Genomic DNA, 21,968 nt, shown 5'->3' with positions numbered 1-21,968 from the left:
ATCGCCGGCATCACCGGTTCAGAATCTTCAGCCAGACATCGCCGAGAATGATCGGCTCGCGCGGCGGAAGCCAGGTGAGGCCGGCAGCCTTGCCGAGCTCCGCGATGGTGCCCTTGGCCTGCAGGTCGGTGAGGACCTTGTTGACCGATTCCAGCAGGACCTTGTCGGTTTCGAGCGCAACGTAACCGCGGTTGGCGCCGATCGGATAATAGTAGCCCGAGGCCGTGATCCTGGTGTCGGGATGTTCAGCGCGGTAGGCGTCGAAGCGGCGCAGGTCGAGCAATGTGGCGTCGAATTCGCCGCGTTCCAACTCTCCGAGTAGGTCGCTGCGCCCCGGAACGAGGTGCGTGATGTCGTCGATCAGCTTTCCCTTGTCGAAGGTCATCAGGATGGCGTCGCCCAGCGTGCCGCTTTCGATCGTCAGGCGAAGGCCGGCGAGATCGCCGATATCGCTGATCTTGCGCTCCTTGATCTTGTCTTTGGCCTTGGGACCGAGCACGACGGTCATCGGCGAATAGATGTAGGGCTGGCTCGGCGCCAGCACGCCGATCGGGATCCGCCGGCGGCGATCCTCGCGGGTGGCGCCGTCGAAGTCCGGCAGCTTGGCCGTCGTGACGCCGGGCGCCTTCAGCGAGTCCGTGGTAAGCGCGTAGCCGCCGACCAACGAGCAGCGCCCGTCCGACAGCAGCGCATTGGCTTCGAGCGCCGGGCTTGCGGTGTCATCGAGCTTGCTTTCGAACCACTGGATCTCGAGCTTGCGGCCGAGCCGCCCGGTTATTGCCTGCGCGAGCGCAACGTCGAAGCCCGAGGCGGGCTTGCCGCGATGATGCACGGAAAACGGCGGCAGGTCCTCGTCGAGACAGACTCGGAGCGGCTCGTCGGCCGCGCGTGCCGCGGTCACGCCGGCAAGCGTCGAGATCAGTGCGAAGCCGAGAGCGGCGGCTAGCGCCGCGGTCCAGGCCCTCATGGCTTTCTCCGGCTTGCGACGAAGGCCCAGAGATCCGATATCTCCTCGTCGCTCAGGATGTCGCCCCACGGCGGCATCTTGCCGTTCTTGCCCTGCTTCACCGTGGTGACGAACCGTGTCTTGTCATCGGGATGGGTACGAAGGTCCGGCGTGACCGTGCCCGAATTGACCATGTTCGGACCATGGCAGTGCGAACACTTCTGGGCGTACGTGACTTTGCCCTTGTCGATCGTGGCCTGATCGCCGTCGGCATTTGCTTGCTGTGCGATGGCAGGCATCGTCATAGTCGCGATGCCCGTCATCGCGGCGGCGGTGAACACCGCCGCCGTCCAGATCGATACTGTCTTCACGTGCGATCCGCGCTCACTGCTTGACGGCGAAGACCCAAAGGGACCCGCCCGTCGGCACTTTCGCAAGGCGCTCGTCGCCGGAGAAGATCGAGTACACTCCGCCGTAGCCGCTGGTAACGGCGATATACTGAACGCCATCTTGCTGCCAGGTCACCGGCTGGCCTTCGATGCCGGAGCCGGTCTGGAAGCTCCACAGCTTCTTGCCGTTCTCGGCGTCGAACGCATCGAATTCACCGGTCAGCTGGCCGGAGAACACGACGCCGCCGGCGGTCGAGAGCACACCCGAGAAGCGCGGGATGTCGCTCGCCACCTCCCACTTGCTCTTTCCAGTCATGGGCTCGATGGCCTTGAGATAGCCGCGCGCTCCGTTGGGCCAAGCCCAGGGATCGGTGAGGTCCATGCCGAGATACCATTCGCCCTGCTTGTAGGTCGCGGGCTCGGCCTTGTAGTTGCCGCCGATATTGAGCGTATTGGCGTAGGCTAGGCCGGTCTGCGGATTGTACGACATCGGCTCCCAGTTCTTGCCGCCAAGGATCGACGGTTGCACCAGGACTTTCTTGCCGTCGCGCGCATCCTTGGAGATGTCGGTCTCAATCGGACGGCCGGTTTTCAGATCGATGCCGCTCGCCCAGTTGACCGTCACGTAAGGATTGGCCGCGAGCAGCTTTCCATTGGTGCGATCGAGCACGTAGAAGAAGCCGTTGCGGTTGGCGTCCATCAGCACCTTGGTCGGCTTGCCCTCGACGGTCATGTCGGCGAGCACCATCTCGGCAACCGAGTCATAGTCGAACGGGTTGTTCGGCGAGAACTGGTAGTGCCACTTGATCTTGCCGGTCTTTGGATCCAGCGCGAGCACCGAGCAGGTGTAGAGGTTGTCGCCGGGACGTACCGCCGAATTGAACGGTCCGGGGTTGCCAATACCCCAATAGACGGTGTTCAGCTCGGCATCGTAGGAGCCGGTGATCCAGGTCGATCCGCCGCCGAGCTTCCAGGTGTCGCCCTTCCAGGTGTCGCCACCGGGTTCGTCCGGGGACGGGATGGTATGGGTGCGCCATAGATGCTTGCCGGTTGCGGGATCCCAGCCGTCGATGAAGCCGCGGGTGCCGAACTCGGCGCCCGAGATGCCGGTGATCACGACGCCGTCGGCGACCAGCGGGGCCACCGTCATCGAGTAGCCTTCCTTGATATCCGCGGCCTTCTGGCGCCACAGCTCCTTGCCGGTCTTGGCATCGAGCGCGATCACATTGGCGTCGAGCGTGGTGCGGAACACCTTGCCATCGAACAGCGCCGCGCCGCGGTTGATGATGCCGCAGCAGACGATGCGCGGTGTTTCGGCGGGATATTCGACCTTGGTCTTCCACACCTGCTTGCCGGATTTGGCGTCAATCGCCATCGTGGCGTTGTGCGTGGTGAGATAGATGGTGCCCTGGTAGATCAACGGCTGCGATTGCTCGCTGCGATCGTCGGCGAGACTGTAATTCCAAACGGGAACGAGATTCTTGACCGTGTCCTTGTTGATCTGGTTCAGCGTCGAGAAGCGCTGAAGATTGTAACCCATGCCGTAATTGAGAACGTTCGAAGTATCAGTCGCCCCCTTGACCAACTGCTCGTTGGTCTGGGCGCTTGCACCATACGATGCAAGAATCACGAGGCTTGCGGCCAGCGCAATGCGTCTCATCCTATCCTCCCAATGAACCTTTTTCGCACGCCTATTCCTGACGTTGCGGACGGAACCATCCGCCTGAAACCAAAACGGGTCAATACGAAAACGTGAACGAGCGCCCGCTAACCGCAAGAGACTGATCGAAAGCGTCAGGTCTTTCGCAGATGCGTTCGTGGCTTGCCGCGTGGAATACGCTACACCAGCGCGGCCCGCCGTGATGCCGCGGCGCGAACGGTCAGCTGGACGGCGTCGGAGGACAGACACTCGGCCGCGGTTTCGCGCCCCGCTTGTCCGGCGGCACATTGCAATTATCGATACGCTGCTCGTCGGTCCATTTGCGGCCGAGCCGTTCCTTGCCGGTGAGAACGCGCTGCTGGACCGCCTCCGCCGATGGGGCAGGGTGCCGGGTCTGCGCGGACACGGGCGCGATAAGACCGAATGCAATGAGGCAGCCCAATGCGTTCTTGCAAATGCTGGTCATGGGTCACCTCGCTCGTTGTGGTGCAATCGAGAGCGCCACAGATGGCCCGTGAGGCAACCGCTTTCCACCCGAATCCCGACAGGATTTCGCCGCATACACGAACCGTGGGAAGCCCCGCTGAAGCTGCTATGGTAGGGTAGGGTCGGATCGCAGGCGCTCCGTGTCTTCGCCGGAGCGGCACTTACGGGAGACGAACGATGATTTCGCGCCGATCGCTTGCTCTGACTTTGGCCATGGCCGTCCTGTCGGCGCCCGCCCTGGCGGCCGGCCGCAAGGGCGCGCTGAAGATGCTCGACCCCGATAATGACGGCACGGTCGACCTTGCCGAAGCCAAGAAGGCTGCCGCCAATCTGTTCGCGAAGCTCGATCCCGACCATGACGGCACGCTCGACGCGCGCGAATTGCGTGGACGGCTGACCGCGAAAGAACTGGCCGCTGCCGATCCCGATCACGACGGCACCCTGACGCTCGACGAATATCTCGCGGTCGTCGAGCAGCGCTTCAAGGCCGCAGATCCCGACAATGACGGAACGCTGGATGCGAAGGAGTTGAACTCGCGCGCCGGCCGGGCCCTGCTGCGCCTGCTCAAATAAGTTGCCAGCCGGCGAACTTTGCCGGGCGGATTTGCCGGATATTGACGCAGAATTCCGCGCATAACAAAAAAAGTTGCGATTTCGCTCTTGGGCAAGACGCGGCTGGATGAATCGGGTCTCCTTACCCACGCGTCGCCGCCCGGCAGCCGGAAAATGCCCGACAGATCAGTGTCGGAGTTCCCAATGCCGGGCAGATGTCAGCGAGCCGTCGTCCGCTTCGGCATGTCCAGCAGCGAAGTCGGGTCCTTACCCGGCCGGCTTGCGCCCTGGAAAAGGCAGCCCTAGCTTGCCGCGCGGCGCGAGGCTTGCGCCAACTTATGACTTGGGAGAAGCAAATGGCCTGGAAAACACCGAAGATCGTCGAAGTGCCGGTGGGCATGGAAATCAACATGTACGCCTGCGCAGCGCGCAAGTAATCTTAAGACAAGTAACGCGAGACAGCCTGCCCGGCTCGTGCAGCGCGCTGCATCGAGCCGGGCAGGCGTCTTTTGTCGAACGTGTCTTTCTCGGGCGCTGCGGCCGCTCGGACAGCTTCTCTCATACCCTTCCCACAAGACCTTGAGACCGACACCACCTGCGCGATTGGCGGGCCTAGCTGCTTTGTCCTACAGTGTGGCCTGAGGCGGTGGTGCGGGGGCGATGAATCCAAAACTCAAGACCGGGCGTTGGGCGGGGATGCTGTGCGCGGCGATTGCCGGCATCGCGGCGGTGTTGCCGCCTGGCGCATATGCCGAGGACTTTGATACCGAGCACATCTTCGGCTTCATGATCGGCTCCGACGTGGGCAATGTCGGTGAGCGCGAATTCCAGAGCCAGACCACAGGGCGCTTCGCCAAGGACGGCGGCCGGTATCGCACGCTCAATCAGGAAATGGAGCTCGAGCTTGTGCCCGCGCAGAATTTTCGTGTCGAGCTCGGAACGTCATTCGGCGCATACGACATCAACCGCGTTCCGGGCCTTGACGATCGGCGCCAGCTGTCGTGGCAGAGCGTCTCGGTCGATTTCCGCTATCGCTTTCTGAATCGCGAGACGGCGCCCTTTGGCATGACGGTCGCGCTGGAGACGCGTGCCGATCGCGTCGACGAGGCGACGGCCGCAGCCGTCCGTAGTTATGGCACCGAACTCACGGTCGCGTTCGACCGCGAGGTGATCCCGAATTTTGTCATCGCGGCCCTCAACCTAAGCTATGAGCCCGAATGGACGCGCACGCCGCGCACCGGCGCTGCGGATCAGGATGCCACCATCGGTGCCGCATTCGGCCTCATGGCCAGGGTGAAGCCGGATATCCTGATCGGCGGCGAAGCGCGCTATTTCAGGAAGTACGAGGGAATCGGCCTGGATGAACTGTCCGGGCAGGCGCTGTTCATCGGACCGACCGCCTATTTCCAGCTCTCCGAACGTTCACGCCTGACCGCGACCTGGAGCGTCCAGGCCTGGGGGCAGCGGGCCGGAAGCAATGCCGCCCTCGACCTCGTCAATTTCGAGCGCCATCAGGCGCGGCTGGTGTACGGTTTGAACTTCTAGAGCGTGAAGCCTCCCGGACCGGGTTCCCCAACCTCTCACGGGGCTGTGAAACCCGGACGTGGCTGATTACGTATTTCGCCGTGTTATCTATTGCATGAGCACGCTTAGGGATCGCGCATGAACCCGATTGATCTGATCGTCACTGTATGTGCCGTGCTGTCTCCCGCCACCTGCGAGGAGCAGCATCTGGTGTTCAACTGGAACGGCTCACTGCAGCAATGCGCCATGGCCGCGCCGCCCTACATCGCGCAATGGGTCGGCGATCATCCGAAATGGACCGCGGTGCGCTGGCGTTGCGAATATCCGCACAGCAACGATCGGGCCGGCACGGGCGGCGAGCTGCCGGCGGGTTAGCCTTCCTATTTGTTGCAGTCCTTCAAGTCCTTGTCGGATACCGAAAACACGGCGTCGGCCTTGATCTCGATGTCGCGAACGAAGCACTGCCTGGCGCCGCTGTAGCCGACCTTGGCGTCGTAGCGGCCGGGCTCGACGCCGGTGATCCGCAGGCGCTCGTCATGGTCGACTTCCTTGTCCTTGTCGTTGAGCGTCTGGTTCGGACCCCACTCGTTCTTGCCTGCCGGCGACAGCGCGAAGCTCGAAATCGTGGCGCTGGTCAGATTCCACAGCCGAATGCCTTTGCCCTTGCTTTGGGCGAGCACCGTCGCCGGCAGCACAAGCGACGCAACACCAACAGCGATCAACGCGCGCGACATCCAGCCTCTCCTTTATGCTTCGTCCAAGGATGACGGCGTCTCACATATTTGCAAGGTCCAACTGTGAGAGTTGCCGCTTGATTTCGTCGATCTCGGGTTCGCCGCGCGTCGCGCGTGGTGTGGCAATGGTCTCGACGTGGAGGATTCGGGCCGGCCGCGATGACAGGAAGAACAGGCGATCGCCGAGGCGAACGGCGTCGTCGAGATCGTGGGTGACGAGCAAGGTCATCATTTTCCGGCTCGCCACCAGCGTCGCGACCTGGTCGCGCAGCCGCCCCGCGAGCGCATTGTCGAGCGAGGCCAGCGGCTCATCGAGGATCAGGAAATCGGGCTCGATGGCGAAGGCGCGGGCCAGCGCGACGCGGCGGGCGAGGCCGAGCGACAGCTCCGCGGGAAAATGGTTGCGGTGCGCGCCCAGTTCGAGCACCTCGAACAGCGCAGAGAGCGTGCTGTCGTCGACATGCGGCGCGGCCAGCCGCACATTTTCCTCGACCGTGCGCCAGGGCAACAGCCGCGGCTCCTGGAAGACCATGCCAAGGCGCATGCCCGGCGACCGCGCGACATGGCCCCGGTAGTTGGCGTCGAGCCCGGCGAGGATCCGGAGCAAGGTGCTCTTGCCGCAGCCTGACGGGCCGAACAGCACGCCGACCTCGCCAGCGTTCAGCGTGAAGGTGACGTTGTCGAGCACGTCGTGCCGCTTCCCGGCCGCGCTCTCAAAACTCTTGCCGGTGATATTGACTTCAAGCTGCACGGAGCCGCCACCGCGTTAGCCTGGTTTCAAACGGCTGCACCAGCAGGGTTTCGATGATGAGCACGACACCCGCAAAGCTCAGCGAATAGGCAAGCAGCAAGGGGATGTCGAACAGCTGGAAGGCAACCCCGATCTCGAAGCCGACGCCGTTCGGCCGGCCGAGATATTCGGCGACCAGCACGATCTTCCAGACTAGCGAGAGCCCGGAGCGCGCAGCGGCCGCGATGTAGGGCGCAAGCTGCGGCAGGATCACATGACGGAAGGCGCGGCCGCGCGGAAAAGAAAACGCTGTCGCCATTTCGTCGAGCGCAGGGTCGAGCGCGCGGGCGCCCTCGCGCAGGGTGACGACGGCGGTCGGCAGCTTGTTGATGGCGATGGCGGCGATCGCAGCGACCTCGGTCAGCCCGGCCCAGATGTAAGCGAGCACGATGACGACGAGCGCCGGCAGGTTGAGCAGCAGGATCAGCCAGGGATCGCCAAGGCGATTGGCAAGCGAGACACGGCCCATCAAATAGCCGATCGCCGAGCCGAGCGCCATGGCAAGCGTGAAGGCCAGCGCGACCCGGGCCAGGGTTGCGCCGAGATTGACGAACAGCGCGCCCGATCGGGCTTCGGCGACGAGCACCGACAGCACCGCCGGCGGCGCCGGCAGCTTCGCATCGCCGATCAGCAGCGAGGCGATCCACCAGGTCGCGATGAACAGCGTGAATGAGAGGAGACGCAGCACCGCTAGTCTCCCGGGATCGCTTGGTAGAAGGTGCCGGGATCGAGCTCGGTTGCCGTGCCGACCAGATCGCGGCCGCCGAGCTGCGCCAGCACCCGGTAGAGCACGCGCGCATCGGCCTCTTCGTCCGCGATCGGACGGCGCGGGATGCCTTCGCGGTAGCGCTCACGATAGGCATGCAGGGTTGCGGGATCCTGCGCGCCGGTGAGCGGCGCGATCGCGTCCCATTCGGCATCCGAGGTCGCCAGAATCTCTTTCGCCGCGCGGGTCACCGCGATGAAGCGGGCCACCAGATCCTTGTTGGCATTGGCCCAGGCTTCGTCGAACACGTAGCCGATCATGGCGATGCGGCCCTTGCTGCCGAGCTTTTGCAGGATCTCTTCCAGCCCGGCGAGCCGGCGAAAGCCCTTGGCTTCGAGCGCGGCGCAGAAATTCCAGTAATTGAGCGTCGCGTCCATCTCGCCGCCGAGCGTCTTGGCGGCGAGCAGCGGCGGCGCGCCGTAGACGATGGTCGCCTGCGACTTCAGGTCGACGCCGTCCTGCTTCGATGCGGCTTGCAGCAGCAGCCAGTTCTTGTCGATCGCCCCGCCGGCAATAGCAAGCTTCCGCCCCTTGAGGTCCGCGAGCGTCTTGACCGGCGAGGAGGCCGGGACCATCACGGCGCCCAGCGCGCTCGAATAGGGATAGAATTGCAGCTTGGCGCCGAGCGACCGCTCGCGCGACACCCAGGGCCAGTCCGATACCATCACGTCGGCCGTGCCGGCGCGCAGCGCGATCTTGCCGGCCTCGGGGCTGGCCAACTCGACGACGTCGATCGACAGATTGGCCTTCTTGTCGAGACCATGGGAGCGAATGACGGCCAGTTCCCAGGCCAGCGTTCCGGTCTTCTGCGCTGCAACGCGGATGGTCTGCGCGTAGCACGAGGTGCCGAACTGCATGACCGCCAGAACTGCCGCAGCCAACACCGTGCGTACAGAGATGATCATCGTTTCTTGAGCCACTTCCCCGAATGTTTTCTTTTCTGATCAACATCCATAGCATAGCTTGCGGAAAGAGAAGAGGAAGCAGGACCATGGCAGGAGCTGGCATGCTACGACCGATTGTCGCCATCCTGGTGCTGGCCGGGGCGGCGGTCAGCGTGCGGGCCCAGGAGATCAACGACTATCCGACCTCGGCGCGGGCGGAATATGTGTTCGGCTGCATGAAGGCCAATGGCGAATCCCGGCAGTCGATCGAGCAATGTTCCTGCTCGATCGACGTCGTCGCCTCGATCATCCCCTACGATCGCTATGTCACCGCCGAGACCGTGCTGAGCATGGCGCAGGTGCGGGGCAATCTGGGCGGCCAGTTCCGCTCGTCCGAGCAGGCCGCGAACGCGCTCAACGACCTCAGGCGCGCCCAGGCCGAAGCCGAAGTCAGGTGCTTCTAGAGCATGATCCGGAAAAGTGCGAAGCGGTTTTCCGGAAAGATCATGCTTAAATACCGTGCTAAAGCGCGATAGCGATCCAACCTGATCTCATCGCATATTTTGCGTCCGTCGTGAGATCGCGGCGCGTCAGGTGCCGGGATTCTCGACCTTCCATTCGTGCTCGAAGATATGCCCTTCGGTGTCCTTGGCTTCGGCACGGAAGCGCTTGGCGCCGTTCGAGACGTAGGTGAAGCGGATATTGGGATCCTCGGAAATCGAGATTCCTCCCTCCATCGCCAGTACCGGACTGTCGTCCTGCCAGATGTGCAGCTCGTTGACGAAGAAGGCCGGGATATAGAGCTGCGTGACCTGGTCCATCTGCAGGCCTGAATTATTCGGATGCCCGATCATGATCTGGGCTTCCCGCGTGCCGGTCGCTGGTCCCTGTTCGGACTTGGTAAATTGCCGGTAGCGCATCTGGCCGAGGCGGTTCTTGGCTTCCTCGACGTTCTTGCCGGCCGGCGCCGAGCAGCCGCCGGAGGCTTTGACATAGACCTTGCTCACATAGAGCTTGCCGTCGCTGAGCTCCGCGACGGCGTGCACATTGGTGTAGTTGTTGACGCGGACGCGGGTCGAGATCTCGGTGACGTTGGCAGCCGGCCCCAGCGTGAACTTCGCGGCCATTGGCGCCGGGTTCTCGTCGATCACAAGTGTGATCGCGACGACGCGGCGGCTGTCGCTCGGCTGCAGTTTGGTGCGCAGCGTCACCGGCACGATCGCGGCGTCTTCCGCGCGCATCGGCATCTCGATGCCGATGACGTCATTGCCGTCATTCATCGGACGGTTGCTGAAGATGTCCTGGACGAGGCCGGGCCAGGGATCATAGGCCTCCGCCGCGGGCGCAGCCGGTGTGCCCAGCGCGATCATGAGCAGGCTTGCGATGCAAAGCAGGCGGGCGCGATGTCCGGTCATGTTCGAGAAATCCTATGTAGCCGCGTCATCATAGGACGAACAGCTATTCCCATTCAATTTCCGAGAATGCTGCAGTTGCGTTGCGGGCGTTGTAGTCGTCGAACAATTGCCAGCGCGGCCGCTCGGCGGCTGCCGCGTGCTCCGCCGCGGCCGTGATCGGCTTGCCGCTTGCGACCAGTGCGCGCACGTCCGCGGCCAGCACCCCAAGATAACGCCGCTCGTCGGCAAGCGCGGCCGGCCACGCGCTCACGGGCCCGTGACCGGGAACCACGCGCTCGGCGGAGATCGCCATGAGTTCGTCGAGCGCACGCAGCCAGCCCTTGAGGCTGCCGTCGACCACGGGAATATGGATGAGAAACACCATGTCGCCGGCGAACAGGGTGCTGGTTTGCTCGTCGAGGACCGTGAGGTCGTTATCGCTATGGGCGGGCGGCCACGCCTTCAGGGTGAGGTCCCGGCCGCCGAGGTCGAGCCTCAGCGTGTCCGCGACGAGCACGGTCGGGGGGATGATCTTCACCTCGTCGATCAACGCGTCGCCCATGCTCCGGCGAAACCCGTCGAGGTAGAATTGTCCGCGCGCGGCCAGCGCGCGTGGCAGGGACTTATGGCCGACGAAGCTGGTCCCGTCGCCGACGAAAGCCGCATTGCCGAAGCTGTGGTCCGGATGCGCGTGGGTGTTGATCACATAGCGGATCGGCTTGTCGGTACGGCTGCGGACCGCGGCGAGCAGCTGTCGTCCTTCGCGGACGCTGCCGCCGGTGTCGATGACGGCGACGGCGCTGTCGCCGATCACGAATCCCACATTGGCGATGGCGCCTTCGTTCTCGCGCGTCATCAATGCGGTGACCCCGGTGTGAACGAATATTCCGGGAGCGACTTCGCTTACAGGCAATTCCACCTCTTGCGCCCGCGCTATGGTCGGCGCCCAAAGCATCAGGAGCAGCGCAAGCACCGAACCGCCATGAGCCATGTTTCCGCCTCAGTTACACCGCGACGCGCGATCGATGTCGTCGCGTTCCAGTTTGCGCTGCAGCAAGCAACGCGGCGTGGTCGCGATCATTATTCCTGTTGCACGTCATGGTACGCCGGGCAATTGCTGGATGGCGGCGATCGATCCGATCAAGAGGAGACCGCGTAATGAGAATTGTCGGATGCCGTCCTGTTCTGCTCGCGCTTGTCGGTTTCATCGCCTGTCTGGCCGGCCGCGACATCGCACGCGCGCAGGTCAACGATCAGGGCGAACTGTCCATCGAGCTCATCGATGCCCGCGTGCTGCGCATCTGTGCCGATCCCCGCAACCTGCCGTTCTCTAACGACAAGGGCGAGGGGTTTGAGAACAAGATCGGCGAACTGCTGGCCGGAAAGCTGCAAAAGAAGCTCGACTACATGTTCTTTCCGCAGGCGACCGGCTTCGTGCGGATGACGCTCGGCGCGCATCGCTGCGACGTGATCATGGGCTTTCCGCAGGGCGATGACCTCGCGCAGGGCACCAATCCCTATTACCGCACAGCCTATGCGATCGTCGCCAAGCCGGGCAGCGGGCTCGATGAGGTCACGACGCTCGAGGACCAGCGGCTGAAGGGCAAGCATATCGGCATCGTGGCGGGAACGCCGCCCGCGACCAACATGGCCATCAACGGCCTGATGACCAATGCGAAGCCTTATCCGCTGATGATCGATACGCGGTACGATTCATCGGCCGAGGCGATGATGAACGATCTCGCCAAGGGCGAGATCGACGCCGGCATCCTGTGGGGGCCGATGGCGGGCTTTTACGCCAAGAAGGCCAACCCGCCGCTGCGCATCACGCCGCTGGTCAAGGAGACCACGGGACCGAAGCTGATTTATCGCATCGGCATGGGCGTGCGGGCGTCCGACCAGAACTGGAAGCGCCAGCTCAATCGCCTGATCCAGGAGAACCAGCCCGAGATCAACAAGATCCTGCTCGACTACGGCGTCCCGCTGCTCGACGAGAACGACCGTCCAATCGGGCCGGAGACCGCGACCAAATCACCATGATCAGGCTCGCGGCCACGCTTGCGGTGATGTTCGTCGCCGCTTCGCCTGTCCGCGCGCAGGACCCACCCGCAGAGCCGGAGGGCTATCGCACCGAGGACTACCGCGCTCCGGTGCCGGTGACGCTTGCCGGCGCACGGGTGCTCACCACCGCGGAAGCGGAAGCGATCTGGCGCGACAAGTCCGCCGCCTTCGTCGACGTGCTGCCGCGTGCGCCGAAGCCAAATCTGCCCGCCGGCACGGTGTGGCGCGAACGGCCGCACCTCAACATTCCCGGCAGCATCTGGCTGCCTGACGCCGGCTACGGCAAGCTCGCCGCGCCCACGGAGGACTACCTGCGCCGCGGGCTCGTCCGCGCCTCAGGCGGTGACGCGACCAGATTGCTCGTGATCTACTGCCAGGAGAATTGCTGGATGTCGTGGAACGCGGCCAAGCGCGTGCTGTCCTACGGCTACCGCAACGTGGCGTGGTATCCGGAGGGAACTGACGGATGGGAGCGTGCCAAATTGCCGCTGGCGGATGCCGAGCCCGAGCCGCGCGAGGGAGAGCAGTAAGCCCGTCCTCGCGCGCCACGCGGGCCGTTACTTCTGCTTGTCGAGCTTGTTGATGGTCTTGCCGCCGTCGCTGTCCGTTGTGGTGAACGAGACCTTGTCACCGGCGTGGAAGGCCTCCAGCGATTGTCCCTTCGGCACCTTGTATTCCTGGATCGCGCCGCCGGACGCGCCCACTGTGCCGCCTTGCGTCTGCTGGATCGAGATGGTTCCACTCAGTCGGTCAATCTTGGTGACCATTCCCGACATGGATTGCTGGGCCAAAGCCGCTGTGGTGACCAGGCTCGCGGCGGCAAGGCTGGTCATGACGATCTTGGCTGCTTTCATGGAGGTCTCCCAAGTTCAGATATAGTTGGAGACAACGAGCGGGCAGTGCAGTTTGTTCCGGATCGGCGTGGCCCAACAGACTGTTACCCAAAAGACCGTCAAAACGGCGCGTTGACGATCCCGGGGCGTTCGGTCGCAGTCTCAATCGAGCTCCTGCTGGATGGTGCGGCCGAGCGCGAACAGGCGCTGATCGATCGCGGTCGGCACCTCGCAGACGAATTTCACCACGCGCCCGCGGTCCTCGAAGATGCGGGTTTCCCAGACCAGTTGATTGCCGAGCTCGTCGACCTTGGTCTGGTCCGGCGGTGTCGCGTCCTGCAGCGCCTGCAGCTTGAGCGTATCGTCGCGGATCTTCTCCGCGGCCTCGCGCTGCTTGCGCATCACGCGCTCGAGCCCGTTCATGACCGAGGCGCGCTGTCCGTTCAGCGTATCGAACAGACCGGCAAACAGCAGTTTTCCCGCATTCGCCTTGTCGGCCGCGGCAGCTGACAGGAATTCGGTGATTTCCTTCTGCGCTTCTTCGAGCGGAACGCGGCGCGCCGCGAGCTTGATTGCGAGCGCGCTGACTTTCGGGTCGTCCTTCCACTTGGTCTCGGCATCGCCGAGCGGCGGCCCGGCCCAGACTGCGGCGAGCGAGATCTCGGGCACCTTGGCCTGTTGGCAGGGCCAGTCCGGATAGCGCGGGTCGGCAGCCGATGCGGCCTGGTTCGACAGAACCATCGCGAGCAGCGCGCCCAGTCCTGTTCGCCAGCCTGTCATGCCTCGCCTCCGCCGGGTCCGCGGCGCACCAGGCCGCGCGATGGATCGTAAGCCAGGATCGCGCCGATCATGAAGACGACGGTACAGCCGCCGACCACCGCGAGCGAAACCCAGTTCATCTTGCCGTACAGTGCAAACCGGATCAGCTCCACCGCATGCGTGAACGGATTGCACTGGCAGATATAATACAGCATCGGGCTGCCTTCCTGCACGCGCCACAGCGGGTAGAGGGCCGACGATGCGAAGAACATCGGGAAGATCACAAAGTTCATCACGCCGGCGAAATTTTCCAGCTGCTTGATGCTGGCCGAGATCAGCATGCCCAGCGCGCCGAGCATCAGGCCCGACAGCACCAGCGCCGGAAGTACGGTGAGGTAGCCGATGGTCGGCGGCGCGATGTCCCAGAACCAAGCGATGACGAGGAAGGCATAGACCTGGAGCAGCGACACCGCCGTGCCGGCGAGCAGCTTGCAGAACAGGAGATAGCTGCGCGGCAGCGGGCTGACCAGCAACGTGCGCATATTGCCCATCTCGCGGTCGTAGACCATCGACAGCGAGGATTGCATGCCGTTGAACAGCTGGATCATCGCCATCAGCCCGGGCGCGATATAGACCTCGTAGAGGATGTAGGTCTCGTAGGGCGGGATGATCGAGATACCGAGCACCTGCCGGAAGCCGGCCGCGAAGATGAACAGCCAGACCAGCGGCCTGACCAGCGCCGACACGAAGCGCTCGCGCTGATGCAGGAAGCGCAGCGCCTCGCGCCACACGATGCCGTTCAGGCAGACGATGTATTCCGACAGCGAGAAGCCGCTTCGCTCAGGCGTAACCGTCGTGCTGGTCATGACGGCGGTCTCCCCGCGAGTGTTGCCGTTCCGGTCAGGCGCATGAACGCGGTGTTGACGTCCTGGGCGCCTGCGTCCGCGATCACCCGTGACATCAGGCCGTGCGCCAGCATTCGGCCCTGATGCAGCACGACGAGGTCGTCGTTTGGCATGATCTCGTCGAACAGATGCGTCGCCCAGAGCACGCCGATGCCCTGCTCGGCGACGAGCTGCCGGACATGGTCGAGAATGTCGGCGCGCGCCTTGACGTCGAGCCCGACCGTGGCCTCGTCGAGCAGCAGCAGCCGGGGCCGGTGCAGCAGCGCGCGGGCGATCTCAAGCCTTCGCATCTGGCCGCCCGAGAGATCGCGCACCTTGCTGGCGGCGCGGTCGGCAAGCCCGATGCGGCCGAGCACCTCGGCGCTGCGCAGCCGCGCCTCGCGCCGCGAGATGCCGTGCAGCGCGGCGTGATACAGCAGGTTCTGCGTCAGCGAGAGGTCGAGATCGAGCGTGCGCGGCTGGAACACCACGCCCATCAGCCGCAGCGCTTCACCCGGCGTCCGGCTGATGTCGTGGCCGAATATCTTGATCTGGCCGTTCTGGATGCCGAACAGCCGCGTCACCAGCGAGAACAGCGTGCTCTTGCCGGCGCCATTGAGACCCAGCAGCGCGGTGAAGCTCGCAGGCTGGACCGTGAAACTGACATCGATCAAAGCGCGGCGCGGACCGTAGCTGTGGCTGACATTGCCGATCGACAGGGCCGGCTGCACGGCCGCGGCTGTTCCAGGGCCTGCATCCGGCGAGAGCTGGTTCGCGATATGGGCGTCGGTTGAGGTCATGGCTGCGCGATCGTGATCCCCCAGGGCAGTTCGCCGACCTGAATGGTCTTGATCACCTTCTGGGCCGAGACGTCGATGACCGAGACGTCGTTGGAGACGCCGTTGGTGACCAGCAAATATTTTTCGTCCGGGGTGAAATCCATGTGCCAGACCCGCTGGCCGACCAGCAGATATTTGAGGACCTTGTGGGTCACACCGTCGACGACAGCGACGCGGTTGGCGGGGCCGAGCGCAATGAATGCGGTCTTGCCGTCCTTAGTCATGCCGATGCCGACGGGCTGGATCGCCTCGTTGCGCAGGCCCGGAATTTCGAAGGTGATCTTGCCGGTCACCTCGCGCTTGACCGGATCGATGATCGACACGGTGCCGCCAATCTCGGAGGAGACCCACAATTCGGAGCCGTCACGCTTGAACTGGGCGAAGCGCGGTCGCGAATCGACCAGCACATTGGCGACGATCTGGCGCGTCGACGTGTCGATGAAATGCGCCATGTTGGTGGTCTCGGAGGTGTTGATCAGGATCTTGCCGTCCGGGCTGATCGTCATGCCCTCAGGCTCGACGCCGACCTGGATGTCGCCAATCCGGGCGCGCTTTTCGAGGTCGATCACGGTGACCGTGTTGTCGTTCTCGTTGGCGACATACATGGTCTTGCCGGCGGCATCCTGGGTGAACAATTCAGGGTCGGGACCGGAGGGCAGGGTGTCGACGATCTCCTGGGTCTTGGTATCGATCACCTGGATCGTGTCGTCGTCGCCAACCGCAACCATCACGAACTTGCCGTCGCGCGAGAACTCGATGCCGCGCGGCCGCTGGCCGACCTTGATGGTTTTGGTCACCGTCCAGCTGCTGGTGTCGATCACCGTGACGGTGTTGCCCTTCTCGTTGGAGACGTAGGCAACGAAGGCGGACGCCGGTGTCGCGGCAAGCCAAACGAGCATCCCGGTCAACAGACAGCGGCGCCACATGCGTTTCATCTCCCTCACTGCAGCTTGCACTTCGTTTCAGGCCGGTCAACTCCGAGCGTGTCGAGTTCGGAGACCTGATGCAGGAAACCTTCCTGCGGCGAGACCGAAACGACCATACGACCATCGGCCAGCAGGATCGGCTGGCGGAGCTGCAGATTCCAGTCTCGCAGGGTCAATCGTGTGCCCTTGAAGGCGGCAATCGAGAAATCCTTGCCCTTGAGGAAGGCGATGACCTTCTTGGGGTCCCCCGAATTGGTGCGGGATGTGGCTTCCCCGATCATGCGCGCGGCGGTCCAGGCCTGCATGTCGAGTGCGGTCATGCGGCGCATGTTCAGCTTGACAAAGCGGTTCTGGATCTGGACCGCGCCCCACTGGTCATGCGCCGCGTCCCAGCTGGTCGGCACGAGGCCCGCCGAGCCCGCCACCGGACGCGGGTCCCAGGTGCGATACGGCAGATAGTTCGCGAACACCTCGCTCTCGTCGGCGGCGACCAGCACGTCGTAAGCCGGCGCCTGCTGGGTGAACACCGGCATCTGGCGCTGGATCAAGGTCACGCCGCTGTCGGTGCGGCGCGCGCCGCCAGTGTCCTCGAAGGTCCGTTCCTGGACGATCTTGGCGCCGAAGCGGGTCGCGGCGCGGCGCAGCGCGTCGGCGTAAAGCTTGTCCTGATCATGCGAGCCGACCACCAGCAGCCAGCGTTTCCACTGCTTCCACACCAGATATTGGCCAAGCGCATCCGCCAGCATCGAGCGGGTGGGTGCGATGTGGATGACATTGGCGCGGCAGTCCTGCTCGCGCAGCCGATCGTCGATCGCGCCGGCATTGAGCAGCACGGTGCCGCGGTCGCGCAGCGCGTCGGCGACCTTGAGCAAGGCGTCGGCGGGCAGGTCGGTGATGATATAGTCGTTGCGTCCGGCGAGGTCGGTCGCGACCTTGGCGACATCGTCGCTATCCTTGACCTTGACCTTGTCGAGCACGAAGCGCTGGTTGAGGAATTTGCCGGTCGTGTTGTTGTCCTCGATCGCAAGGCTCGCGCCTGCGATGCCGTCATTGTCGGCGGGCTGCTCGACCAGCGAGAGCGTCGATTTGACGCCGGCATGACCGAGATAGCCGATATGAACCTCGACGGGATCAGCCGCCAGCGCGCCGGTCGCCACCATGCTGAGCGCGATCGTGCCGATCAGCCATCGCAACATAACTCCTCCCGCAGTCTTTTTTCACTCGGCATGGCGTTCGGAAATCCGGCCTCCATGCTGTTGACTTGCAAGATGCCGGAATTGGCCTAGCTTGCAACCCCGCTTTTTGTCGTTGCGACGTTACAAATTACGATTGGTTCACAATCATGAGATCAGCGTTTGCCTTCGCCGTTTCTTTGCTGGTGGTGTCTGCGGCGGCAGCGCGCGCCGAGCCGCCCAAGCTCGCGGTGTTCGACCTCGAGATGATCGACACCAGCCTGCAGGGGGAAGTGAGCGGGCCACGCAGTGATGAGCAGGCGCGGCTGCTCCGGGCCGGCGATCGGGTGCGCAAGGAGCTCGCGGACTCCGGCAAGTTCCGCGTGCTCGACATCGCGCCGGTCAATGCTGCGGCGCATGGCAGCAATCTTCAGGCCTGCGGCGGCTGCGATGTGAAGCTGGCCGGCGAGCTGGGCGCTGATCTCGTGATGACGGGCGTGGTGCAGAAGGTCTCCAACCTCATCCTCAACATCAATCTCTATTTGCGCGACGTGCACAGCGGGCAATTGTTGGCAGCGGCGAGCGCCGACATGCGCGGCAACACCGACGAATCCTGGTCGCGCGCCACCGATTACCTCGTGCGCAACCGCCTGCTCGCGCCGAACTACGGCGCGCCGCAAGCGCGGTAGCCTGCGCTCACGAATGGACCTCCGTTATCCTGAGGTGCGAGCCTTGCGGCGCAATTGCGCCGCTGGGCGAGCCTCGAAGGATGAATCGGCCCGGTCACAGGCCACGTAGAAATTCGGGACGTGCATCCTTCGAGACGGCCGCTTCGCGGCCTCCTCAGGATGACGGGATGAACGGACTGCGTGACGCTCAGGCCTTCAGCCGCGCGGCGTGCCAGCGCAGATGATCGGCCATGAAGGTCGAGATGAAATAGTAGCTGTGGTCATAGCCCGGTTGACGGCGCAGGGTGAGGGAGATGTTGGCCTTCTCGCATGCCGCCTTCAGCAATTCGGGCCGCAACTGCTCGGTGAGAAAGCCGTCGGCATCGCCGTAGTCGACCAGCAGATCGGAGAAGCGGGCACCATCCTCGATCAGGGCAACGGCGTCGTGCTTGCGCCACGCCTGCTTGTTGCTGCCGAGATAGCCGCCGAGCGCCTTGTTGCCCCATGGCACCTGCGACGGCGCCACGATCGGCGCAAACGCGCTCGCCGCGCGATAACGATCGGGATAGCGCAGCGCGACCGTCAGCGCGCCATGGCCGCCCATGGAATGACCGAGGATGGACTGCCGCGTCGTGTCGACCGGGAACTGCTCGGCGATCAGCTTGGGCAATTCCTCGGTGACGTAGCTCCACATCCGGTAATTGGTCGCGAAAGGCTGCTCCGTCGCATCGACATAGAAGCCGGCGCCGAGCCCGAAATCGTATGAGTTGGCGGGATCGCCGGGGACGCCTTCGCCGCGCGGGCTGGTGTCGGGCGCGACGAAGATCAGGCCGAGCTCGGCGCATGCCTGGCGGAATTCGCCCTTCTCGGTGACGTTGGCGTGGGTGCAGGTCAGGCCCGACAGGTAGGTGACGACGGGCAGCTTGGCGCCGGCCGCATGCTCAGGGACGAACACCGAAAAGGTCATGTCGGTCTTGGTCTCGCAGCTTGGATGCCGATAGACGCCTTGCGTGCCGCCATGCGACTTGTTCTGGGAAACCGTCTGCATTGTCGTATTCCTCTTGGTTGGAGCGCTGCGTCAGGCGACGCCGCTCTCGATCGCCAGCCGCACCAGCTCTGCCGAAGTGCGCACGCCAAGCTTCTGGCGCATGATCGATGACGTGTTTGCGACCGTCTTGTATGATGAATGCACCAGCCAGGCGATCTCCGACAGGCTCTTGCCTGAGCTGAGCAGGCGCAGGATCTCCATCTCGCGTGAAGTGAGCTTAGAGAGCGGATTTTGCGCAAAGCCCGGCCGCGCAAACGCCACGTTGCGCGCGATCGCTGGCGGCAGATAGACGCCGCCATTGCCGACCTCGCGCACTGCTTCCACCAGATCGTCGGGATCGCCGGTCTTCGAAACGTAACCCTTGGCGCCGATGTCGATGGCGCGGGCGGCGAACACCGGGTCATCGTTCATGCTGAACATGATGAGGCGCGCAGACGCATCATGCGTCAGGATGCGGCGCGCCAGCTCGAAGCCGGAGACCGTCGGCAGGTTGATGTCGATCACGCAGAGATCGGGCTTCTCCGCGACGAACGCCCGTTCGCCGCTTTCGGCATCCGCCGCTTCCAGCAGCGTGATCTCGGGATCGTCGGCGAACACGGTGCGGCAACCGGAGGCAACGATGGGATGATCATCAACGATCAGAATGCGCATGGCGTTGTTCCGGCGACCTGCTTCGATTCACTCATCATCACGTCGGTTTGCGCGAAGGACAGGTCGGTTCCGACCGGTTGTGCACCTCGTGCGGGATTGCGATAGGGTGCGATTAGATAGCCGGGCAAATTTGGCTGTCAACGATCCTCTCGGAGGAGGGATCGCGGTCGGGGGCAACGTCATGTGGCAAAAGCTATCCTTGCGCGCGCGGATCAACCTGCTGCTGGCGCTGATCCTGGCGCTTGGCCTCGGCATCAATATTGCGCGGCTCGTGCTGGAAGCGGGGCCGCGTGTCCAGGCCGAGGACCAGAGCGTGATCCGCCTGGCGCGTGAATTCGTTGCGACGATCGTGGCCGGTCTCGACGAGGCGCCGGATCCCGATGCGCGGCTCGACCAGATCGTCCAGGACCTGAGCCGGCTGCGTCACGTCAGCATCACGCGGCAGGATGGCGCGACCGCAAAATCTCCTGATCGCCCCGAGGACGTCGGCGATCAACGCGCTCCGCCGCAGTGGTTCGTCGCGCTGGTTCATCCCGAGCAGACCTCGGTGCGGGTGCCGATCTCGGTGCACGGCAAGCCGCAATCGCTGGTCATCACCTCGCATCCCGACGACGAAATCGCCGAGATCTGGGACGGCATCGTCACCCAGCTCGAGGTCGGCTCCGCGATCGCGGTAGCGCTGCTTCTGGTCACCATGCTGGTGGTCGGCCGCGCGCTGGCGCCACTGGAGGCACTGTCGCAGGCCATGACCGGCATCGAGGCCGGGGATTACGATGCCCGCGTCGAGCCCGGCGGATCGCCGGAATTGGCCGCCATCTGTGCCAAACTGAACCATCTGGCGGCGACCCTTGGCGATGCCGTCGAGGGCAAGCGGCAGCTCGCCGAGCGCGCGGTCTCGCTGCAGGATTCCGAGCGCAAGGAGATCGCGCGCGAATTGCACGATGAGTTCGGGCCCTATCTGTTTGCCTTGCGCGCGCATGCCGGCGCGCTGACCCGGCTGGCGGAAGTCGAAAAGCCGGACCCTGCGGCATTTCGCAAGCACGGCAACGTCATCCTCGAGCAGGTCAACGCGCTCCAGCAGTTCACGCGCCGGATTCTTGAGCGATTGCGGCCGGTCGGCCTGGCCGAGCTCGGGCTTGCGGAAGCGCTCGGCGCGCTGGTGCGGCTATGGAGCGAAACGCACCCGGAGGTGGAGATCGAGAGCCGCATCTCGCCGGCGCTCGGCGATACCGGCGAGATGGCCGACCTGACGATCTATCGCATCGTCCAGGAAGCGCTCACCAACGTATTCCGCCATGCCGGCGCGACGGCGGTCGATATCACGATCGAACCGGTTGACCGGCAGGCCGGCCTACGCGGCAGCCGCGACTGCGCGTTGGTGCGGGTTCGCGACAATGGCCGTGGCTTGCTGAGGGATCACAGGCTTGGCCGCGGATTGACCGGGATGCAGGAACGAATCCTCGCGCTTGGCGGCACGCTTAGCATCAATTCCAGCGATGATGGCGTGACGGTCGAGGCGCTCGTGCCAAAGGCCGCACAGTCCTAGACGATTGGCTGTCGCCAATATCTGAAAGCCGCGCAAGCCAGCGCCGCCGCGCCGGCGATCCAGAGCACGACGATCGCGATCATTCCCGCCCGGCTGGTCGGACGCTGCAAGACGGCGCCGGCCTTGGCACGGCATTCCGCCATCACCTCGTCCGGCACGAGCGAGATCGCAAGCCAGATGCCGAGCGGCAGCAGGATCAGATCGTCGAGATAGCCGATCACCGGAATGAAATCCGGGATCAGATCGATGGGAGACAGCGCATAGGCCGCGACGGCGACGGCAAGGGCCTTGGCATACCAGGGCACGCGCGGATCACGCGATGCGAGATACAACGCAACGCTGTCCCGCTTGAGGTTGCGTGCCCAAACCCTGATCGAGGACAGCTTGATTGAGGACAACTTGGTTGGAGAAAGTCTGTCGGCGGACGGCATGGCGCAACGCCTGCGCGTCGGATGG

At 64.0% G+C, this 21,968-nt stretch carries 28 protein-coding genes; 9 read left to right on the top strand and 19 right to left on the bottom strand.

Annotation, left to right across the window (positions count from 1 at the left end):
* Nucleotides 1-10: 10 nt before the first annotated feature.
* The 4 genes from ACVI1L_RS00250 to ACVI1L_RS00235 all read right to left on the bottom strand — a co-directional run bounded on the left by ACVI1L_RS00250 (nucleotide 11) and on the right by ACVI1L_RS00235 (nucleotide 3,461).
* Entirely contained in the window at nucleotides 11-967 is a 957-nt protein-coding gene (locus ACVI1L_RS00250) for a substrate-binding periplasmic protein (protein ID WP_057020577.1), read from the bottom strand.
* Complete coding sequence (locus ACVI1L_RS00245) at nucleotides 964-1,251, bottom strand: c-type cytochrome (RefSeq protein WP_229188856.1); 288 nt, start codon at nucleotides 1,249-1,251, stop codon at nucleotides 964-966. The genes ACVI1L_RS00250 and ACVI1L_RS00245 overlap by 4 nt, the downstream gene beginning before the upstream one ends.
* 79 nt (nucleotides 1,252-1,330) lie before the next feature.
* Nucleotides 1,331-2,995 (bottom strand): methanol/ethanol family PQQ-dependent dehydrogenase, encoded by a 1,665-nt coding sequence (locus ACVI1L_RS00240; protein WP_057020576.1) that lies wholly within the window; start codon nucleotides 2,993-2,995, stop codon nucleotides 1,331-1,333.
* Nucleotides 2,996-3,215: 220 nt separating this feature from the next.
* Nucleotides 3,216-3,461, bottom strand: coding sequence for a hypothetical protein (locus tag ACVI1L_RS00235; protein WP_229188785.1), 246 nt, complete (start codon nucleotides 3,459-3,461; stop codon nucleotides 3,216-3,218).
* A gap of 197 nt (nucleotides 3,462-3,658) precedes the next feature.
* Between ACVI1L_RS00235 and ACVI1L_RS00230 the strand changes: the two genes are divergently transcribed.
* From ACVI1L_RS00230 to ACVI1L_RS00215, 4 genes are all read left to right on the top strand, one after another.
* Nucleotides 3,659-4,054, top strand: a complete 396-nt coding sequence (locus ACVI1L_RS00230) for an EF-hand domain-containing protein (protein ID WP_057020575.1) — start codon at nucleotides 3,659-3,661, stop codon at nucleotides 4,052-4,054.
* Between the two features lie 335 nt (nucleotides 4,055-4,389).
* Nucleotides 4,390-4,470, top strand: a complete 81-nt coding sequence (pqqA, locus tag ACVI1L_RS00225; protein WP_009031067.1) for a pyrroloquinoline quinone precursor peptide PqqA — start codon at nucleotides 4,390-4,392, stop codon at nucleotides 4,468-4,470.
* Nucleotides 4,471-4,693: 223 nt separating this feature from the next.
* Nucleotides 4,694-5,578, top strand: coding sequence for a hypothetical protein (locus ACVI1L_RS00220; RefSeq protein WP_456782010.1), 885 nt, complete (start codon nucleotides 4,694-4,696; stop codon nucleotides 5,576-5,578).
* 117 nt (nucleotides 5,579-5,695) lie between these two features.
* Entirely contained in the window at nucleotides 5,696-5,932 is a 237-nt protein-coding gene (locus ACVI1L_RS00215; RefSeq protein ID WP_456782009.1) for a hypothetical protein, read from the top strand.
* Nucleotides 5,933-5,937: 5 nt separating this feature from the next.
* On the opposite strand, the gene ACVI1L_RS00210 is transcribed toward ACVI1L_RS00215, so the two are convergent.
* From ACVI1L_RS00210 to ACVI1L_RS00195, 4 genes are read right to left on the bottom strand one after another with little or no spacing between them, the layout of a single operon-like run.
* Nucleotides 5,938-6,291, bottom strand: a complete 354-nt coding sequence (locus ACVI1L_RS00210) for a hypothetical protein (protein ID WP_057020572.1) — start codon at nucleotides 6,289-6,291, stop codon at nucleotides 5,938-5,940.
* A 40-nt stretch (nucleotides 6,292-6,331) separates the two neighbouring features.
* On the bottom strand, nucleotides 6,332-7,042 hold the full coding sequence (locus ACVI1L_RS00205) for an ABC transporter ATP-binding protein (RefSeq protein WP_076834171.1): 711 nt from the start codon (nucleotides 7,040-7,042) through the stop codon (nucleotides 6,332-6,334).
* The gene (locus ACVI1L_RS00200) at nucleotides 7,032-7,769 is read right to left on the bottom strand and encodes an ABC transporter permease (RefSeq protein ID WP_057020570.1); all 738 of its coding nucleotides are present in this window, start codon (nucleotides 7,767-7,769) and stop codon (nucleotides 7,032-7,034) included. The genes ACVI1L_RS00205 and ACVI1L_RS00200 overlap by 11 nt, the downstream gene beginning before the upstream one ends.
* Nucleotides 7,770-7,771: 2 nt before the next feature.
* Entirely contained in the window at nucleotides 7,772-8,704 is a 933-nt protein-coding gene (locus ACVI1L_RS00195) for an ABC transporter substrate-binding protein (RefSeq protein WP_456785493.1), read from the bottom strand.
* Nucleotides 8,705-8,853: 149 nt separating this feature from the next.
* Here ACVI1L_RS00195 and ACVI1L_RS00190 point away from each other — a divergent pair, with 149 nt between their 5' ends.
* Nucleotides 8,854-9,195, top strand: a complete 342-nt coding sequence (locus ACVI1L_RS00190) for a hypothetical protein (protein ID WP_370176133.1) — start codon at nucleotides 8,854-8,856, stop codon at nucleotides 9,193-9,195.
* Between the two features lie 126 nt (nucleotides 9,196-9,321).
* On the opposite strand, the gene ACVI1L_RS00185 is transcribed toward ACVI1L_RS00190, so the two are convergent.
* On the bottom strand, nucleotides 9,322-10,146 hold the full coding sequence (locus ACVI1L_RS00185) for a quinoprotein dehydrogenase-associated SoxYZ-like carrier (protein WP_456782008.1): 825 nt from the start codon (nucleotides 10,144-10,146) through the stop codon (nucleotides 9,322-9,324).
* A 43-nt stretch (nucleotides 10,147-10,189) separates the two neighbouring features.
* Nucleotides 10,190-11,116, bottom strand: coding sequence for a quinoprotein relay system zinc metallohydrolase 2 (locus ACVI1L_RS00180; RefSeq protein ID WP_456782007.1), 927 nt, complete (start codon nucleotides 11,114-11,116; stop codon nucleotides 10,190-10,192).
* A 167-nt stretch (nucleotides 11,117-11,283) separates the two neighbouring features.
* Between ACVI1L_RS00180 and ACVI1L_RS00175 the strand changes: the two genes are divergently transcribed.
* Nucleotides 11,284-12,165 (top strand): substrate-binding domain-containing protein, encoded by an 882-nt coding sequence (locus tag ACVI1L_RS00175; protein ID WP_057020566.1) that lies wholly within the window; start codon nucleotides 11,284-11,286, stop codon nucleotides 12,163-12,165.
* Entirely contained in the window at nucleotides 12,162-12,716 is a 555-nt protein-coding gene (locus ACVI1L_RS00170) for a PQQ-dependent catabolism-associated CXXCW motif protein (protein WP_168856065.1), read from the top strand. Before ACVI1L_RS00175 ends, ACVI1L_RS00170 begins: the two co-directional genes overlap by 4 nt.
* A 27-nt stretch (nucleotides 12,717-12,743) precedes the next feature.
* Here ACVI1L_RS00170 and ACVI1L_RS00165 read toward each other — a convergent pair whose 3' ends face one another.
* The 6 genes from ACVI1L_RS00165 to ACVI1L_RS00140 all read right to left on the bottom strand — a co-directional run bounded on the left by ACVI1L_RS00165 (nucleotide 12,744) and on the right by ACVI1L_RS00140 (nucleotide 17,623).
* A complete protein-coding gene (locus tag ACVI1L_RS00165) occupies nucleotides 12,744-13,040 on the bottom strand; it encodes a copper-binding protein (RefSeq protein ID WP_016847793.1) in 297 nt (98 codons plus the stop codon).
* Nucleotides 13,041-13,181: 141 nt separating this feature from the next.
* The gene (locus tag ACVI1L_RS00160) at nucleotides 13,182-13,799 is read right to left on the bottom strand and encodes a hypothetical protein (RefSeq protein ID WP_057020564.1); all 618 of its coding nucleotides are present in this window, start codon (nucleotides 13,797-13,799) and stop codon (nucleotides 13,182-13,184) included.
* On the bottom strand, nucleotides 13,796-14,644 hold the full coding sequence (locus ACVI1L_RS00155) for an ABC transporter permease (RefSeq protein WP_057020563.1): 849 nt from the start codon (nucleotides 14,642-14,644) through the stop codon (nucleotides 13,796-13,798). Before ACVI1L_RS00155 ends, ACVI1L_RS00160 begins: the two co-directional genes overlap by 4 nt.
* A complete protein-coding gene (locus tag ACVI1L_RS00150) occupies nucleotides 14,641-15,462 on the bottom strand; it encodes an ABC transporter ATP-binding protein (RefSeq protein WP_456782006.1) in 822 nt (273 codons plus the stop codon). Before ACVI1L_RS00150 ends, ACVI1L_RS00155 begins: the two co-directional genes overlap by 4 nt.
* Nucleotides 15,459-16,436, bottom strand: a complete 978-nt coding sequence (locus tag ACVI1L_RS00145; RefSeq protein ID WP_076834157.1) for a YVTN family beta-propeller repeat protein — start codon at nucleotides 16,434-16,436, stop codon at nucleotides 15,459-15,461. The genes ACVI1L_RS00150 and ACVI1L_RS00145 overlap by 4 nt, the downstream gene beginning before the upstream one ends.
* Nucleotides 16,437-16,441: 5 nt before the next feature.
* A complete protein-coding gene (locus ACVI1L_RS00140) occupies nucleotides 16,442-17,623 on the bottom strand; it encodes an ABC transporter substrate-binding protein (RefSeq protein WP_229188794.1) in 1,182 nt (393 codons plus the stop codon).
* Nucleotides 17,624-17,769: 146 nt separating this feature from the next.
* On the opposite strand from ACVI1L_RS00140, the gene ACVI1L_RS00135 reads away from it, so the two are divergent.
* The gene (locus ACVI1L_RS00135; protein WP_229188795.1) at nucleotides 17,770-18,288 is read left to right on the top strand and encodes a DUF3280 domain-containing protein; all 519 of its coding nucleotides are present in this window, start codon (nucleotides 17,770-17,772) and stop codon (nucleotides 18,286-18,288) included.
* A 187-nt stretch (nucleotides 18,289-18,475) separates the two neighbouring features.
* Here the strand turns inward: ACVI1L_RS00135 and fghA are convergent, their stop codons facing one another.
* Both fghA and ACVI1L_RS00125 read right to left on the bottom strand, forming a co-directional pair.
* Entirely contained in the window at nucleotides 18,476-19,315 is an 840-nt protein-coding gene (gene fghA, locus ACVI1L_RS00130; RefSeq protein WP_456782005.1) for an S-formylglutathione hydrolase, read from the bottom strand.
* Between the two features lie 30 nt (nucleotides 19,316-19,345).
* Complete coding sequence (locus tag ACVI1L_RS00125; RefSeq protein ID WP_456782004.1) at nucleotides 19,346-19,966, bottom strand: response regulator; 621 nt, start codon at nucleotides 19,964-19,966, stop codon at nucleotides 19,346-19,348.
* 181 nt (nucleotides 19,967-20,147) lie between these two features.
* Here ACVI1L_RS00125 and ACVI1L_RS00120 point away from each other — a divergent pair, with 181 nt between their 5' ends.
* A complete protein-coding gene (locus tag ACVI1L_RS00120; RefSeq protein WP_456782003.1) occupies nucleotides 20,148-21,512 on the top strand; it encodes a histidine kinase in 1,365 nt (454 codons plus the stop codon).
* On the opposite strand, the gene ACVI1L_RS00115 is transcribed toward ACVI1L_RS00120, so the two are convergent.
* Nucleotides 21,509-21,943 carry a YkvA family protein gene (locus ACVI1L_RS00115; RefSeq protein ID WP_057020559.1) on the bottom strand — a complete coding sequence of 145 codons (435 nt, stop codon included), beginning with the start codon at nucleotides 21,941-21,943 and terminating at the stop codon, nucleotides 21,509-21,511. The two genes, ACVI1L_RS00120 and ACVI1L_RS00115, sit on opposite strands and share 4 nt — an antisense overlap.
* Nucleotides 21,944-21,968: the final 25 nt, after the last annotated feature.

The sequence above is a fragment of the Bradyrhizobium sp. USDA 4516 genome (genome assembly GCF_054055915.1).
The sequence above is the reverse complement of the archived record's forward strand: the minus strand, read 5'-3'. Positions and strand labels throughout refer to the sequence as shown.